The organism is Streptacidiphilus sp. ASG 303, assembly GCF_020991365.1.
GTDB lineage: Bacteria > Actinomycetota > Actinomycetes > Streptomycetales > Streptomycetaceae > Peterkaempfera.
Genome location: NZ_JAJLRA010000002.1, coordinates 74,079 through 90,690, shown reverse-complemented (window position 1 = coordinate 90,690; position 16,612 = coordinate 74,079). Strand labels below are relative to the sequence as shown.

Annotated in this window: 11 protein-coding genes; 5 read left to right on the top strand and 6 right to left on the bottom strand. The window is 74.9% G+C overall.

The annotated features are described in order from the left end of the window. Nucleotides 1-162: 162 nt before the first annotated feature. The 3 genes from LO771_RS03145 to LO771_RS03135 all read right to left on the bottom strand — a co-directional run bounded on the left by LO771_RS03145 (nucleotide 163) and on the right by LO771_RS03135 (nucleotide 4,246). The gene (locus tag LO771_RS03145; protein WP_230648029.1) at nucleotides 163-1,032 is read right to left on the bottom strand and encodes a YceI family protein; all 870 of its coding nucleotides are present in this window, start codon (nucleotides 1,030-1,032) and stop codon (nucleotides 163-165) included. A gap of 242 nt (nucleotides 1,033-1,274) precedes the next feature. After that, nucleotides 1,275-3,764, bottom strand: coding sequence for an MFS transporter (locus tag LO771_RS03140; protein WP_230648028.1), 2,490 nt, complete (start codon nucleotides 3,762-3,764; stop codon nucleotides 1,275-1,277). Next, nucleotides 3,764-4,246, bottom strand: a complete 483-nt coding sequence (locus LO771_RS03135; RefSeq protein ID WP_230648027.1) for a MarR family winged helix-turn-helix transcriptional regulator — start codon at nucleotides 4,244-4,246, stop codon at nucleotides 3,764-3,766. The genes LO771_RS03140 and LO771_RS03135 overlap by 1 nt, the downstream gene beginning before the upstream one ends. A gap of 367 nt (nucleotides 4,247-4,613) precedes the next feature. On the opposite strand from LO771_RS03135, the gene ggt reads away from it, so the two are divergent. Together ggt and LO771_RS03125 are read left to right on the top strand one after the other, a co-directional pair. Continuing rightward, entirely contained in the window at nucleotides 4,614-6,464 is a 1,851-nt protein-coding gene (gene ggt / locus LO771_RS03130) for a gamma-glutamyltransferase (protein ID WP_230648026.1), read from the top strand. A 242-nt stretch (nucleotides 6,465-6,706) separates the two neighbouring features. Beyond that, nucleotides 6,707-7,510, top strand: coding sequence for an exodeoxyribonuclease III (locus tag LO771_RS03125; RefSeq protein ID WP_230648025.1), 804 nt, complete (start codon nucleotides 6,707-6,709; stop codon nucleotides 7,508-7,510). Between the two features lie 74 nt (nucleotides 7,511-7,584). On the opposite strand, the gene LO771_RS03120 is transcribed toward LO771_RS03125, so the two are convergent. From LO771_RS03120 to LO771_RS03110, 3 genes are all read right to left on the bottom strand, one after another. Continuing rightward, a complete protein-coding gene (locus LO771_RS03120) occupies nucleotides 7,585-8,565 on the bottom strand; it encodes an acetylxylan esterase (protein ID WP_230648024.1) in 981 nt (326 codons plus the stop codon). Between the two features lie 159 nt (nucleotides 8,566-8,724). Next, nucleotides 8,725-10,656: a cellulase family glycosylhydrolase gene (locus LO771_RS03115; protein ID WP_230648023.1), complete on the bottom strand. Its 1,932-nt coding sequence runs from the start codon at nucleotides 10,654-10,656 to the stop codon at nucleotides 8,725-8,727. Between the two features lie 539 nt (nucleotides 10,657-11,195). Beyond that, the gene (locus tag LO771_RS03110; RefSeq protein ID WP_308188820.1) at nucleotides 11,196-12,308 is read right to left on the bottom strand and encodes a LacI family DNA-binding transcriptional regulator; all 1,113 of its coding nucleotides are present in this window, start codon (nucleotides 12,306-12,308) and stop codon (nucleotides 11,196-11,198) included. Between the two features lie 502 nt (nucleotides 12,309-12,810). On the opposite strand from LO771_RS03110, the gene LO771_RS03095 reads away from it, so the two are divergent. From LO771_RS03095 to LO771_RS03085, 3 genes are all read left to right on the top strand, one after another. Continuing rightward, entirely contained in the window at nucleotides 12,811-14,502 is a 1,692-nt protein-coding gene (locus LO771_RS03095) for an ABC transporter substrate-binding protein (RefSeq protein WP_230648022.1), read from the top strand. An 82-nt stretch (nucleotides 14,503-14,584) separates the two neighbouring features. Then, entirely contained in the window at nucleotides 14,585-15,568 is a 984-nt protein-coding gene (locus LO771_RS03090; protein ID WP_230648021.1) for an ABC transporter permease, read from the top strand. After that, the gene (locus tag LO771_RS03085; protein WP_230648020.1) at nucleotides 15,565-16,596 is read left to right on the top strand and encodes an ABC transporter permease; all 1,032 of its coding nucleotides are present in this window, start codon (nucleotides 15,565-15,567) and stop codon (nucleotides 16,594-16,596) included. Before LO771_RS03090 ends, LO771_RS03085 begins: the two co-directional genes overlap by 4 nt. The last annotated feature ends 16 nt before the right edge of the window (nucleotides 16,597-16,612 follow it).

Below are 16,612 nucleotides of genomic sequence, written 5' to 3'. Positions count from 1 at the left end.
ACGTCCGACCGGATGCGGCATCTGGAGCGTAGCTTGTGAGACTTGCTGTCAGTAACGGGCTGGAAGGTCATGTACAGGTAAAGATTGACCGGCGGGTGGGTCCCCGCTCCCGCTCCCGTTCGACCCGCGCCGCCCGGACCCCCGCCCGGGGCGGGCCCGCACTCACGCCTGCGGCAGCACCTCGCCCTGCACCGCCTGGACGTCCAGCTCCACCCGCAGGGTGGCGCCGATCGCGGCGATACCGGCCTGCACGACCTGGTTCCAGTTCATCGCGAAGTCCTCCCGGCGCAGCTCCGCGGTGGCACGGAAGGCCGCCCGCACCCCGCCCCACGGGTCGGGGCCGGTGCCCAGGTAGGACAGGTCCAGGTCGACCGGCCGGGAGACGCCCGCCAGCGTCAGCTCCCCGTGCACCGTCCAGCGGTCCGGACCGGCCGGGGTGAGCCCGCCGCCGCGGTAGGCGATCACCGGGTGGTGCGCCACGTCCAGGAAGTCCGCGGAGCGCAGGTGCTCGTCGCGCATCGCGTTGCCGGTGTCCACCGACGTGGCGTCGATCTCGGCGACCACGGTGGACCCCTCCACCGCGGGGGAGATCTCGATCCGCCCGCCGAACGCGGTGAACCGCCCGTGCACGCTGGACAGTCCGAGGTGCTGCGCCGTGGCGGCGACGGTGGAGTGCGCCGGGTCGATCGTCCACGTGCCCGGCGGCGGCAGCTCCACGCCGCCCTGCCGGGCGAGGACGAGGGTGCCGAGCTCGGCCGCGCCCGACCCGGTGGCGATCGCGGTGCGCGCGGCGGGCAGGTACCCGACCGCCGTCACCACCACGGTGTACGCGCCCGGCGCCAGCGGGCCGGTGGCCACGGTGCCGTCGTCGGCGGCCTCCGCCCGCGCCACCTGGCGGCCCGCGGCGTCGGTGACCGTGGCCACCGCGTGCGGCACCGCCCAGCCGTCCCGGGTGGACACCCTGGCGTGCAGGCCGCGGCCCCCGGTCGGGGCGCTTCCGGCGACGGAGGCGGACTCGGTGCCGATCTGCATGGTGCTCCTGCTCTCGCTTCGGGGTGTGCTCTCGTCGGGATGGCGGGCGGTGCGGGCGGACCGGTGAGGGCCGGTGCGGGCCCGCGGGGCGTGCCGCAGGTGCGGGGCGGGTCCCCGCCGGGCGAGGACGTCCGGGACCGGATGCCCTTCGGTCCCGGACGTCCCTCCCGTCGCCCCGCCCCGGTGTCCCGCGGGGCGGGGCCGCCGGACCGGATGCCCCCCGGTCCGGAGTGCGTGCCGGCTCAGCCGGCGGCGGGGTGCCCCAGCCACAGGTCGTGGGCGTCGGCGCCCTCCGCGGCCAGGTTGAGCGCGCTCGCCACGGGCGGGTAGCCGGTGGCGGTCACGGTGTACTGGCCGCCGGTGAGGTCGGCGAAGGCGTACTGCCCGTCCGGACCGGTGGTGGCCACGCCGACCACGTTGCCCGCCGCGTCCAGCAGCGTGACCCGCGCGTCGGCGACCGGGCCGCCGCCCTGCACCCGCACGGTGCCCGCGACCCGGGCCCCGGGCTGCAGCTCCACGTCCTGCACGGTCTGGCCGCTGCCGACCACCTCGACCGGCAGCGCGGCGGGGCGGTGCACGGCGGAACTCACCGCGAGGGTGTACGTCCCGGCGCCCACCTCGGCGAAGGAGAAGCCGCCCGCGGCGTCGGTCTTGCCGGTGGCGACGACCTCGCCGCGCAGGTCGGTCACGACGACCGTCGCGTCCTCGACCGGCGCGCCGTCCGCGGCGCGGACGGTGCCCGCCAGGCCGCCGGAGCCCGCCAGCACCAGGTCGAAGTCGACCGGCTGGTCGCCGACGACCAGCGTCGCGGCGTACGGCTCGTGCTCCCCGGCGGCGGCGATCAGCACGAAGGTGCCGCTGCCCGGCGTCGGCAGGGAGTACCGGCCGTCCTGGCGGGCCGCCGCGCGGGCCAGCTGGTGGCCGCGGACGTCGATCAGGGTGAGGGTCGCGGAGCCGACCGGCACGCCGTCGGCGCGGCGGACGTACCCGCGGATCAGGCCGCCGCCGGGCGGCACGGCCTCCGTCCCGACGCCCCCGACCAGGCCGTCGGCGGCCGAGGCCACCGGGTCGGCCGCCGCCGCGGGCTCCTCGCGCTGGGCGTGCCGGCCGTGGCCGGCGCCCTCGGCCGGGGCTGCGGCCGGGGCCGCCGCCGGGGCGCCGGTGCGCTGCTGCTCGGAGTTCTCGGTGCGCAGCGGCACCTCCTTGATGAACAGGACCGCGAGCAGCGCCACCAGGGCGGTGGGGGCCGCGTAGAGGAACACGTCGCCCACGCCGTGGCCGAAGGCGCTCTCCACCACGCCGCGCACCGGGGCGGGCAGCGCGGAGAGCTTCGGGATCGCACCGTGGCCCGGGGCGGCGTGCACGCCGAGCTTCGCCAGGCCCTCGCTGGTGTAGTCGGTGACCCGGTGGGAGAGGACCGCGCCGAGCGCCGAGACGCCGACGGCGCCGCCGAGGGTCCGGAAGAACGCGACGACCGAGCTGGCCGCGCCCAGCTCCTGCGGGCGGACCTGGTTCTGCACGGCGAGGACCAGGTTCTGCATGGTGATGCCGAGGCCCACGCCGATCAGGAACATGTAGACCGAGGCGAGCCAGTAGTCGGTGTCGTTGCGCAGGCCGCCCATCAGGCCGAAGCCCGCGGTGAGCAGGATGCCGCCCGTGACCAGGAAGACCTTCCAGCGGCCGGTGCGGGTGATGATCCGGCCCGCGACGGTGGAGGAGAGCGCCAGGCCGACGATCATCGGCAGCGTCATCACGCCGGCCCGGGTCGGGGAGTCGCCCCGGGCGAGCTGGAAGTACTGGCTGAGGAAGGTGGTGGCGCCGAACATCGCGACACCCACCATGAGGCTGGCGACGACGGCCAGGGTCACCGTGCGGTTGCGGAACAGGTGCAGCGGGATGATCGGCTCGGCGGCCCTCGACTCCACCAGCAGGACCAGCAGGGAGAGCACCGCGGCGCCGCCCACCATGGCACCGGTCTGCCAGGACAGCCAGTCGTACTTGTCGCCCGCGAAGGAGACCCAGACCAGCAGCAGCGACACGGCCGCGGCGATCAGCGTGGCGCCGCCCCAGTCGACCTTGACCTTGCGCCGGTGGACCGGCAGGTGCAGCGTCTTCTGCAGCACGACCAGGGCGAGCACGGCGAACGGCACGCCGACGTAGAAGCACCAGCGCCAGCCGAGCCACGAGGTGTCGACGATCACGCCGCCGATCAGCGGGCCGCCGATGGTGGCCAGCGCGAAGACCGCGCCGAGGTAGCCGGAGTACCGGCCGCGCTCGCGCGGGGAGATCATCGCGGCCATGATCACCTGGGCGAGGGCGGTGAGGCCGCCCGCGCCGAGGCCCTGGACCACCCGGGCCCCGATCAGCATGCCGGCGTTCTGCGACAGGCCCGCCACGGCCGAGCCGGCGACGTAGATGACCAGGCCGAGCTGGACCAGGAGCTTCTTGCTGGTCAGGTCGGCGAGCTTGCCCCAGATGGGGGTGGAGACGGTGGTCGCCAGCAGGGTGGCGGTGATGACCCAGGTGTAGGCGGTCTGGCTCGCGTCCAGGTCGGCGATGATCGTCGGCAGGGCGTTGGACACCACGGTGGACGACAGGATCGCCACGAACAGGCCGAGCAGGAGGCCCGAGAGGGCCTCCATGATCTGCCGGTGGGACATCGGCTCGGCCGCGTCCGCGGCCTTGCCGGCGGGTGCGGCCTCCCGCACCCCGGCGGGTGCTGCGGTTTCCATCAGAGTCCTTTCGCTCCCGAAGCCGTGCGGGAGGGGTGGTCCGGTACGCGCACGCGGCGCGCGTCGAAGCTCGTGCGGAGGCGGCCGAGGAGGTCCGCCAGTGCGGCGGCGTCCTCCTCGGGCCAGTCGGCGATGGCCTCGGCCAGCAGGTCGCGGGCCCGGGCCGTGCGCTCCCGGGCGACGCGCTCGCCCTCCGGGGTCAGCCGGGCGTGCCAGGAGCGCCGGTCCTGCGGGTTGGGGACGCGCTCCGCCCAGCCGCGCTCCTCCAGGTCGGCGAGCTGCCGGCTGGCCGCCGACACGTCGATCTCGAAGAGCTCCGCCAGGTCGCCGACCCGGAGTCCGCCGCAGCGGTGCAGCGCCGCGAGCAGGGCGAAGCCGCCCCGCGGGCCGCCGGGCCGCAGTTCGCGTTTGAAGGTCCTGATCAGCGCGTCGGTGCTGCTGAGCTGCAGCAGCAGCTCCCCGCAGCTCTCCTGCGAGACCATGACCGCCTCCATCTAGTTGCCTGAAGCAACCATAACTCCCTTGGTTGCCTCAAGCAACTTTTGCCGGGGCGTGCCGTCCGCCGACCGCTCCACGGAGCCTCCGCGCGCCTGCCGGAGCCCCCTCCGCGCGCCCCCGGCGCCGCCGTCGCGCCCCCGGAGGCGCGCCCGCCGCGCCCCTCATCCGGTCACCGCCACCCGGTCACCGCCGCCCGCCCGCCGTCGCCCCGGCGCCCTCACCCGGTCGGTCCCCGCCCCCGGTCGGTCCCCGCTCCCGGGAGGACCGCGCGCCCCGGAGGCCCGCGAGGCCCTGTTGTGCCCCCGGGGCGGCTGTGAAAGAACGGTCGGGACGCCGACTCAGGAGGTACGCATGCGTGTCCTGACCCGCCTCACCCCCTCCCTCGCCCTGGCCGCCGCGCTCACCGCCGCCCTCGCCGCGGCCCCCGGCGCCACCGCCTCGCCCGCGGCGCCGCCTCCCCCGGACGGGGTGCGCGGGGCGGCGGGGGCGCACGCGACGGCCAAGGCGCCCGAGGCCGTCGGGCGGGGCGGGGCGGTGGCGAGCGTGGACGCCGACGCGACCGCCGCCGGCATCGAGGTCCTGCGCCGCGGCGGCAACGCCGTCGACGCCGCCGTGGCCACCGCCGCGGCCCTCGGCGTCACCGAGCCCTACTCCGCGGGCATCGGCGGCGGCGGGTACCTCGTGTACTACGACGCCCGCACCCGCAAGGTGCAGACCCTCGACGGGCGCGAGACCGCCCCCCGCACCGCCGACGCCGGCCTCTTCCTGGAGGACGGCAGGCCGCTGCCCTTCGCCGACGCCGTCACCAGCGGCCTCTCCGTCGGCGTCCCCGGAACCCCCGCCACCTGGGAGCGGGCGCTGAGGCTGTGGGGCAGCAGACCCCTCGCCGACGTGCTGAAACCGGCCGAGCGCATCGCCGACCGGGGCTTCACCGTCGACGCCACCTTCCGCGACCAGACCGCCGCCAACCAGGCGCGCTTCCGCGACTTCCCCGCCACCCGGCAGCTCTTCCTCCCCGGCGGCGCGCCCCCCGCCGTCGGCTCCACGCTGCGCAACCCCGACCTCGCCGCCACCTACCGGCAGCTAGGGAGGGAGGGGACCGCCGCCCTCTACCGCGGGTCCGTCGGGGCCGACATCGTCCGCACCGTGCAGCACCCGCCCGTCGACCCCGCCGCCACGCGGAGGGTCCGGCCCGGCCGGATGACCGCGGACGACCTGCGCGCCTACGGCGTCCGCCGGCAGAGGCCCACCCACGTGGAGTACCGCGGGCTGGACGTCTACGGCATCGCGCCGTCCTCCTCCGGCGGCACCACCGTCGGCGAGGCCCTCAACATCCTGGAGCGCAGCGACCTCCGCCGTCTCGACGCCGTCCAGTACGACCACCGCTTCCTGGAGGCGTCCCGGATCGCCTTCGCCGACCGCAACCGCTGGGTCGGCGACCCCCGCTTCTCCGACGTCCCCACCCGGGAGCTCCTCTCCCAGCGGTACGCCGACTCCCGCGCCTGCCTGATCACCCCCGACCACGTCCTCACCAGCCCGCTCGCCCCCGGCGACCCCCGGCACCCGGGCGCCGCCGGCTGCACCGCCGCCGGGAAGGGCGCCCCCGAGGCGTACGAGGGGCCCAACACCACCCACCTGACGGTCGCCGACCGCTGGGGGAACGTCGTCTCCTACACCCTCACCATCGAGCAGACCGGCGGCAGCGGCATCACCGTGCCCGGCCGCGGGTTCCTGCTCAACAACGAGCTCACCGACTTCTCCTTCACACCGGCCGTCCCCGGCGTGCCCGACCCCAACCTGCCCGGCCCGGGCAAGCGCCCGCGCTCCTCGATCTCCCCGACGGTCGTGCTCCGCGACGGCAGGCCGTTCCTCGCGGCGGGCTCGCCCGGCGGCGCCACCATCATCACCACCGTGCTCCAGGTCCTCACCGGCCGCATCGACCGCGGCCTGAGCCTGGAGCAGGCCATCGCCGCGCCGCGCGCCAGCCAGCGCAACGCGGCCGCCACCGGCGCGGAGCCGGCCTTCCTGGCCCTGCCGGAGCGCGCCAAGCTGGAGGCGATCGGACACGTCTTCACCGACGCGGGCGAGATCGGCGCCGCGACGGGCGTGGAGCGGCTGCCCGACGGCCGGTGGCTCGCCGCCGCCGAGCCGGTGCGCCGCGGCGGCGGCGCGGCCGCCGTGGTGGTGCCCGACCGGCGCTGACCCGGGGGCGGCGGCGCGCCCGCGCCCGCGCCCGCGCTCCGCGCCCCGCCGCCCGCCCCCCGGCGGGCGGCGGGCGGCGGGAGCCCACGCCGTCCGGATCCCCGGCCGCCGGGACTCCGGGGCTCCCCCCGGCCGCGTCCCCCCGTTGTCGGAGGGCGGCGGTAGCTTTGGACCGGGGTGTCCCGGGCCGTCAGGCCCGGCGCCCCGGCCCGACGTCCGCACCGCCCGGAGGCCCGCCCGCCGTGACCGTCCGCATCGCCACCTGGAACATCAACTCCATCACCGCACGGCTCCCGAAGTTCCTGGAGTGGCTGGAGGGCGCCCGGCCCGACGTGGTCTGCCTCCAGGAGCTCAAGTGCTCGACCGAGGCGTTCCCCCACGACGCGGTCAAGGAGCTGGGGTACGAGACCGCCGCCCACGGCACCGGCCGGTGGAACGGCGTCGCGGTCGTCTCCCGGATCGGCCTGGACGACGTCGTCCGCGGCCTGCCCAGCCAGCCCGGCTACCTCGCCGACGGCGCCATGATCCCCGAGGTCGAGCCGCGCGCCGTCGCCGCGACCTGCGGCCCGGTCCGCGTCTGGTCGGTGTACGTGCCCAACGGCCGCGAGGTCGGCCACGCGCACTACGCCTACAAGCTGGAGTGGCTGGAGGCCCTGCGCGCCTCGGTCGCCGACGACGCCGCGGGCGGGCGCCCCTTCGCCGTCCTCGGCGACTTCAACGTCGCCCCCGCCGACGAGGACGTCTGGGACCGCTCCGTCTTCGAGGGCTCCACCCACGTCACCCCCGCCGAGCGGGACGCCCTCGCCGCGCTGCGCGCCACGGGGCTCTCCGACGTGGTGCCGCGGCCCCTCAAGTACGACCACCCGTACACCTACTGGGACTACCGGCAGCTGGCCTTCCCCAAGAACAACGGCATGCGGATCGACCTGGTCTACGGCAACCGGCCGTTCGCCGACGCGGTCTCCGACGCCTACGTCGACCGGGAGGCCCGCAAGGGCAAGGGCACCTCGGACCACGCCCCGGTGGTGGTCGACCTCGACCTCTGATCGCGCGCCCCGCACCGCTGATCCCGCGTCGGCGGCGGTCCCGGGGGCCCTCCCGGACAGCGGGTGACCGTCCGTCAGGCGGGCTTGGGGGCCAGCCCCTGGCCGCGCAGCCACGCCAGCTGCTCCGGCGGGTTCGCGCCGTACCCGCCGCCGTGGTCGGCGTAGCGCCAGACCCGGATGTCCCGCTCGCCCGCGTAGCGGTGGTAGGCGGCGAAGACGGTGGACGGCGGGCAGACCGGGTCCATCAGCCCCACGCTGAACAGCGCCGGGGCGGTCGCACGGGCGGCGAAGTGCACGCCGTCGAAGTGGTCCAGCGTGGCGAAGGCGGTCTCCGCCATCCCCTGGCTGTGCCGCCGCAGGTACTGCACGAGCTCCAGGTAGGGGCCGTCGGACGCCACGTCGGCGCCGCGCCGGTAGTGGCAGAGGAACGGCACGTCGACCAGCGCGGCCCGCACCAGGTCGCCCGCCAGCCCGGCCACCGCCAGGGCGAGGCCGCCGCCCTGGCTGGCGCCCGAGACGACGACCCGCTCCGGGTCCACCCCGGGGAGCGCCCGGGCCGCGTCGACGGCGCGCACGCAGTCGGTGACCAGCCGCCGGTAGTAGTGGTTGCGCGGGTCCTCGATGCCGCGGGTCATCACGCCCTCGACCCACTGCGTGCCCTGGCCCGTGCCGTGGTCGGGGGTGTCGTGGCCCTGGCCGCGGCTGTCCACGACGAGGTGGGCGTAGCCGGCGGCCGGCATCAGCACGTGGTCGGTGGGCAGGCCCCGGCCGCCGCTGTAGCCCATGTACTTCACCACGAGCGGCAGCGGGCTCCCGGCGTCCCGCGGCAGCAGCAGCCAGGCGGCGACGGGTTCGCCGTTCCAGCCGGGGAAGCGCACGTCGTGCACCTCCAGGGCGGGCAGCAGGTGGTCGCGGACGGGGGAGACGGCCGGGGATCCGCCGTGCTCCCGGGCCTCGTCCAGGGTCTCGGCCCAGAAGGCGTCGAAGCCGGCCGGGGCGGGCAGGTCGGGGCGGTAGTCGCGCAGTGCGTCGAGGGGGAGGTCGGTGAGCGGCATGGGCTCCTCCTGGCGTGGTCGGGCGGTGCGCCGGGCGGCCCGGTCGCGGACGGGCCGCCCGGCGGCGCGGTGCGGGCGGGCGGGCGGCGCGGGCCCGATCGTACGGGCACGGCACCGCCCGCCCGGCGGGGGCCGGGCCTGCGGGGCGGGCCGCCCGGCTCAGGCCGTGCGCAGCTCCAGCACCCGGACCCCGTACGCGGGCAGGGTCACCGCGTCCACGGCGGCGCCGTCGAGGTCGTGCAGGGTGCCGTTCCCGACGGCCGGCTTGACGGTCAGCTCCTCGACCGCCTGGCTGACCAGCCAGACGAAGGTGCGGCCGTCCTCGTGCACCAGCCGGTCGACGGCGACCCGCGGGTCGGCGACGGCCACGGGCCGCCGCACGCCCGCGTACGCGCCCAGGGCGTCGTACAGCACGGCGGTGTCCTCGGGGTTGACCCGCGGCGTCACCGCCGCCATGTGCTCCAGGGGGTAGGTGCACAGCACGGTCGCGCCCTCGCCGACCCGGCGCAGCAGCAGCGCGGGGCGGCCGCGGCCGTCCACCGCGAGGACCTCGGCGCCGTCGGGCTCCACGGGGAGGAAGACCCGGCTGTCGGGGGTGCCGGCGGCCCTGAAGGTCAGCTTCGCGCCCTCCGGGAGGCTGCCGAAGGCCCGGGTGAAGGTGAGGACCACCTCGTCGTCCTCGATCGGGTCCACCAGGCCGTACTCCAGCTGGTGCCGCACCCCGAACAGCTCGTCGAGGTGGGCGTACCAGGGGCCGCGCTGCTCGTCGTGGGCGCCGGGGCAGTAGGAGACGTACACGGTGGCGCCGGCCCGGGCGCGGTCCTCCAGCGCGTACCAGGTGGGGGAGAGCAGCTGCTTGGCGGAGGGCACCAGGTACAGCCGGGCGTCGTCGGCCAGGCCGTCGCTCTCGCGGGTGACGGCGGGGGCGAGGTCGGCGAGCCGGCCCGCCACCCACGCCTGGCGGGCGGCGCTGTAGACGTGGTCGCCGTCCTCCTCGCGGGTGAAGGGGTAGGGGGTGTCCAGGTAGGAGGAGACGACCAGGGCGGTGTCGCTGTCCGGCCGGGAGGTGTGCCCGAAGCCCACCCGCTCCAGCACCTCCGTGAACTCCTTGAACTCCCGCAGCTGCGGCTTGGGCCGCCCGTGCCGGTCGACGAGGCCGAAGTGCATCTCGAAGGCGTGGTGCGAGTACGGGGGCTGGTGGCGCAGGTCGTCGTAGTCGGTGTTGTTCCAGGCGATCCAGCCGGTGGCGCCGGCCAGCAGCGTGTTGTGCAGCACCTGGCGGTAGTAGCGGGCGGCCTTGTCGCCGGAGACGAAGTCGGAGCTGACGCCGAACTCCTCCAGCACCACCGGCCGGCCGAAGGTGCCGGTCAGCTCGCAGACCCAGGCGGCCGCGTGGTGCTGGCGGACCGGGTCGTCCTCCATGCGGTAGACGTGCGGGCCGAGGAAGTCGCAGATCTCGGCGGAGTGCCGCACGGAGAAGCCGTTCTCGTGCCCGGTGTTCTCCCTCCCCCAGGCGCCGTCGCCCAGCGAGACCGGCTGGGTGCCGCCGGCGGCGCGCACGGCGTCGACGACGATCTGGGCCCAGGAGGAGACGGACTCGCGGTCGCGGGTGGCCTCGCCGTAGATCGGCATCTCGTTGGAGACCAGCCAGCCGGCGACCGCCGGGTGGTCCTTGAACCGGCGGACCATCTCGCCGGCGAACCAGGCCTGACGGGCCACCATCCACACGTCGGTGTACAGGTCGCGGCCGCCCCGCCAGGAGGGGTCCCAGTTCTCGCCGGACATGTGGCCGACGATGAAGGTGGGGATGGTGGACATGCCGAGCGCCCGGTGGCGGTCCAGGAAGTCGGCGAAGTGCGCGCACTTCTCCTCGTCGACGGTGTGAGGCGTGGGCATGAAGTCCGGCCAGTAGTAGAAGGACCGGGTCACGTTCATGCCGTGGTCGCGCAGCGCGAGCAGCTCCTCCTCGACGACCTGCGGGTCGTAGGAGCGCCACATCAGCGGGCCGCCGGTGCGGGACCAGTAGTTGGCGCCGAGCCAGGTGACCGGGTTTCCGTCGGCGTCGGTGAGCCGGGCGGAGTTGCGCAGCATGGGCGGGGTCCCCTTCGGACGTGTGCGGACGTGCACGGGCACGTGTACGGGCGGGTGCGGGTGCGGGTGCGGGTGCGGGCGGGGCGGGTCTGCCGGGGCACGGTGCGGTGCCGGGCGGGGTGCCGGGTGCGGGGGTGCGGGGGTGCGGGGGTGCGGGGTGCGGCCCGGCCGTGCCCGCCGTTCCCGGACGTCCGGGGGGCGTGCGGGGCGGGTCCGCCGGGCGGAGCCGTGCCGGCCGGTCCCGCCCCGGCGGAGCGGGCGGGCGGGTGCGCGGACCGGGGTGTGCCGGCTGCCGGGTGCACGGGCCGCCGGGGCCCGGTGCCGCCGGGCAGGGGGTCGGGGCCAGGGGTCGGAGGGTCGGGGGCGCGCGGTGCGGGGCACCGCACCGGCCGCCGCCGTGCGGCACGGCGGGCGGGCGTCCCGGACGGGCCCGTTGCGGACGGGCGGCCCCGCGGGCAGCAGCACGATGCAAGCACTGCACCGGTTTAGTGTCAACCCTTCAGGTGCATTTGCGGGGGCGGCCCGTAAACCGGTTTACATCACAGCTCTGCAACGGTCTGCCGCTGCCCGGGTCCGGGCGCGTTCGCGCCCTGCGTGCCGCCCCCGGCCGCGGCCCCCGCGGCGGCCCCCGCGGCGGCGGTGACGGGGGCCGGTCCCGTGGAGCCGCGCAGGACCAGCCGGGCCGCCTCGTCCTCCAGGTCCGCCACCCGGGCGCCCCCGGCCGCCGCACGGAGCATGCGGGCCGCGTGGCCCCCGTGGGCGGCGACGTCGCGGCTGAGCGCCGTCAGCGGCGGGTGCACCAGTTCGCAGAGCGCCGAGTCGCCCCACCCCACCACGGACACGTCCTCCGGCACCCGCAGGCCCATCGCCTGGGCCGCCGTCAGCCCCGACACGGCGGTCAGGTCGCTGTCGAAGAGTATCGCCGTCGGCGGGTCCGGCCTGGTCAGCAGGGTGCGGGCCGCCGCGGCGCCCTCGTCCGCGCTGTAGTCGGTGGCCACCGTCGCGCACTCCATGCCGAGCTCCGGGGCCAGCCGCGCGACCGCCGCCGAGCGGATCTCGGTGTGCCGCAGGTGGGCGGGCCCGCAGACCCGCCCCACGCGCCGGTGCCCGAGCGCCGCCAGGTGCCGCAGGGCGGTGCCGGCCGCCGCCGCGTCGTCGCTCCACGCGGCGGGCAGCCGCCCGGTCCCGACGGGCGCGCCGATCACCACCGTGGGCATGCCCAGCTCCTCCAGGACGGGCACCCGGGCGTCCTCCAGCTGCACGTCCACCAGGAAGACGCCGTCCACCCGGCGCTGCGCCCACCAGGAGCGGTAGGTGGCGATCTCGGCCCGCTGGTCCTCGGCCACGGTGAACAGCAGCGGCGTGCCGTCGGCGGACAGCTCGGCCTGGATGCCGGAGATCAGCTGCATGAAGAACGGCTCCAGGCCCAGCATGCGGGCGGGCCGGTCGACGACGAGGCCGAAGGCGCCGGCCCGGCCGTCGGAGAGGGCGCGGGCGGCGCTGTTGGGCTGCCAGCCCAGCTCGTCGGCGATGGCGAGGATGCGGCGGCGGGTGGGGTCGGAGACCCCGGGTCTGCCGTTGAGGGCGAAGGAGACGGCGGCCTTGGTCACACCTGCACGGCGGGCGATGTCCGCCATGGTCGGACGCTTCACGTGGGCTCCAGGAGGGCGCGGGGTGCCGCACGCGCTGCGGTGCGGGAATTCCGGCGGGAGGGCAAAACCGGTTCAGCGGTGCGGATGCGCGGCAGTGTAGTGACGGACCCGGCGGGTGGCGAGGAATTGTTCCCGCGCCATTGACACCGCGTTACACGCGCTCTAATTTTTCGGCCACGACGCACCGCCGCGGACCCGCAGGGCCCCGCTGCGGTGCCGTGTCCCCGGACGTGCCGATGCGCGGCCGGGAGACCGTCGCCTGCTCCGGGCCGGTGGTGTGCGGACCCCGCCGGCCGGCCGCGCACCACCCGCGCGACCACCCGTGCCACCCCTTCGTGCCGACGCGCAGCACCACCCCCGCCCGACCCAGGCCCCCACGGGTGCCGGACAACGTTGTCACCTCGCCGCGGCGTCCGGACTGGCGGTCCCGGCGCCCTGGCCGGCACCGCCCGCACCCCGCCCCGACGGCCGTCCCGCCCGCCCACCGATCCAAGGGGAACCGATGAACGTCATGAGACCGGCCGCCCGGCGCCTCCTCGCCGCCGGCGCCGTGCTGTCCCTCGCCGTCTCCACCGCCGCCTGCAGCAGCGGCTCCTCCGGGAAGGACAGCCCGGCCGCGACCGGCGTGCTCACGGTCACCACCGGGTCCACCGGCAACTTCACCGAGAACTTCAACCCGTTCTCGCCGAACGCCCTCCAGGCGACCCACGGCATGATCTACGAGCCGCTCTTCCTCTTCAACCAGGCCAAGGCCGGCGACGTCCAGCCGTGGCTCGGGAAGTCCTACGCCTGGTCGGACGGCGGGAGGACGCTCACGGTCAAGCTCCGCACCGACGCGACCTGGAACGACGGCAAGCCGTTCGCCGCCAAGGACGTCGCCTTCACCTTCGGCCTGGCGCTGAAGAACAAGGACTTCAACAGCTTCGCCCTGCCGCTCGCCTCCGTCGCCGCCAAGGGCGACGACACGGTGGTGCTGACGTTCTCCGAGTCGGCCTACACCAAGGAGTTCTTCATCCTGGGCAAGCAGGACCAGCTGCCCGAGCACGTCTGGGCGTCCATCCCCGACGACCAGAAGAAGACCGTCCTCAACAAGAACCCCGTCGGCACCGGCGCCTGGAAGGTCAAGAAGGTCGCCGGCATGTCGATGGACCTCCAGGCCCGCACCGACTACTACGTCAAGGGCCTGCCGAAGATCAAGACCCTGCGCTACCTCTCCTTCTCCGGCAACAACGGCTCCAACGCCGCGGTCACCTCCGGGAAGATCGACTGGGCCGGCAGCTTCATCCCGGACATCGAGAAGAACTACCTGGCGAAGAACCCCAGGTTCGACCTGGTCAACATCCCGCTGGCCGTCACCTACTTCGTCCCCAACGTCAGGTCCGGCCCCACCGCCGACGTCAACGTCCGCAAGGCGGTCAGCGCCGCCCTCGACCGCGACTTCATGTCGAAGACCGTCTACAACGGGCAGGCCGGCCCCACCAACCCGATGGCCCTGCTCACGCCGAACTTCGAGTCAGTCCTCGACCCCTCCCTCAAGGACGCGGCGTTCGACACCCCCGACAAGGCCGAGGGCTACCTCAAGGCCGCCGGCTACACCAAGGGCGGCGACGGCTTCTACGCGAAGGACGGGAAGAAGCTCACCATCACCCTGGAGACCGTCGCCGGCTGGACCGACTACATCAGCGTCGCCCAGATGGCCAAGCAGCAGCTGGCCAAGGTCGGCATCGACCTGGAGGTCCGCGCCGAGGCGTACGCGCAGTGGGGCGCCAACCAGTCGGCGGGCAAGTTCCAGATGCTGCTCAGCAACTACGGCTACACGCCCGTCCCCTACGCCTACTACGACCAGCTCCTCGACAGCCGGATCGCGCCCAGGGACGGGCAGAACAGCACGGTCGGCAACTACGGCGGCTACTCCAACCCCGCGGTCGACAAGGCGCTCGACGCCATCGCCGCCACCCCCGACCTGGAGAAGCAGAAGCCGTACTTCTACGAGATCCAGCAGGCGTTCGTGAAGGACATGCCGCTCATCCCGCTCTTCAACTCCCAGAACGAGCAGGAGTTCGACGGCAACGACGTCACCGGCTACCCGACCAAGGACGACCCCTACGCGGGCGCCGCGATCTGGCTGGCCCCCGACAGCGGCTGGGTCGCCGCCCGGATCTCCCCCGTGGCCGGGAACGCGAGCAAGAAGTAGCCGCCCCGGCGCCGCCGGGCGGGGGCCCACCCACCCCGCCCGGCGGCCCCCGGCCGCCGACCACGGCAAGGAGCCCCGTGCCATGCGGTACATCCTCAGAAAACTCGGGTTCTACCTGATCGCCGCCTGGATGGCGGTCACCCTCAACTTCGCCCTCCCCCGCCTCATCCCGGGCGACCCGGTCCAGCTCATCATGGCCCGCCAGTCCCAGCTCGGACCGGTGCCGCCGGGGGAGAAGGAGGCGCTGGAGAAGATGCTGGGCCTCGGCCACGGCAGCATCCTCAGCCAGTACGGCGACTACCTCGCCTCCATCGCCCGGCTCAGGTTCGGACTCTCCGTCACCTACTTCCCCACCCCCGTCGCCGACATCCTGCGCTCCTCCGTGCTGTGGACCGTGGTCCTCGTCGGCACCGCCACCGTCATCAGCGTCCTCATCGGCCTCACCCTCGGCACCCTCGCCGGCTGGAGGCGGGGCACCTGGCTGGACTCCCTCGTCCCGGCCACCACCTTCCTCGCGGCGGTGCCCTACTTCTGGGTGGCGCTGCTGCTGATCTACCTCTTCACCCAGGTCTGGCCGGTCTTCCCCGACCAGTTCAGCTACGACCCCGGCCTCGACATCGGCTGGTCCGGGGAGTTCGCCTCCTCCGCGCTGCGCCACGCGATCCTGCCCGCCCTCACCATCGTCGTCAGCTCGGTGGGCGGCTGGATGCTCGGCATGCGCAACATGATGGTCTCCACCCTCTCCGAGGACTACGTCTCCGCCGCCGAGGCCAAGGGCCTGCGCCCCCGCACCGTCATGCTCGGCTACGCCGCCCGCAACGCCGTGCTGCCCTCGGTCGCCGGCTTCGCCATCTCGCTCGGCTTCGTCATCAGCGGCTCCCTGGTCATGGAGATGGTCTTCTCCTACCAGGGCATCGGCTACCAGCTCCTCCAGGCCGTCACCAACAGCGACTACCCCCTGATGCAGGCGATCTTCCTCGCCATCACCTTCACCGTGCTGTCCGCCAACTTCCTGGTGGACGTCCTGTACGGCTTCGTCGACCCGCGGACAAGGCTCGCCCGATGACCACCGCCGACATCACCTCCGCCGACGCCACCCACGCCCCCGTCCCCGCCGCGGCGCTCCCGGCCGGCCCCTCCGGCGGCGGCCCCGGCGCCCGCCTCGCCGCCGCCTGGCGCACCGTCCGCCGCTCCCGGCGGCTCTCCGCCGGCCTCGCGCTGATCGCCCTCTTCCTGCTGACCGCCGCCGTCGGCCCGCTCCTCGCCACCGACCCGCAGGGCTTCGGCACCGACCTCTCCCAGCCCCCCTCCGGCGCCCACTGGCTGGGCACCACCCAGACCGGCCAGGACGTCTTCGACCAGCTCATGGTCTCGACCCGCACCTCGCTGCTGATCGGCTTCGCCGCCGCGCTCGCCGCCACCGCGATCTCGGTCGTCATCGGCATCGGCGGCGGCTTCCTCGGCGGCTGGTCCGACGAGGCGCTCTCCCTGCTCAGCAACGTCTTCCTGGTGATCCCCGGCCTGCCCCTGGTGATCGTCATCTCCTCGTACACCAAGGGCGGCAGCCTGCTCGCCACCATCGGCGTCATCGCCTTCACCAGCTGGGCCGCCTCGGCCCGCGTGCTGCGCGCCCAGACCCTCTCGCTGCGCACCCGCGACTACGTCCTCGCCGCCCGCCTCTACGGCGAGCGGCGGTGGCGGATCGTGCTGGTGGAGATCCTGCCGAACGAGGCGGCGATCATCGTCTCCCAGTTCATCTTCGCCGTCATCTTCGCCATCCTCACCCAGGCCGGCCTCGCCTTCCTCGGCCTGCAGAACCCCTCCGACCTGACCTGGGGCAACATGCTCTACTTCGCCCAGAACGCGGACGCGCTCTCCGGCGGCGCGTGGTGGTGGTTCGTCCCGCCGGGCCTGTGCATCGCCGTCTTCGGCGCCGCCATGTCGCTGGTCAGCTTCGGCCTCGACGAGGTCCTCGACCCCCGGCTCCGCGTGTACCGCCCGGCCCGGCGCGGCCGCGCCGGACGGCAGCGGACCGCCCCCCGGCGGACCGCACCCCAGCAGCAGGCAGCCCGGCGACAGGAGGCCGACCGGTGAACGCCCCCGCCACCGC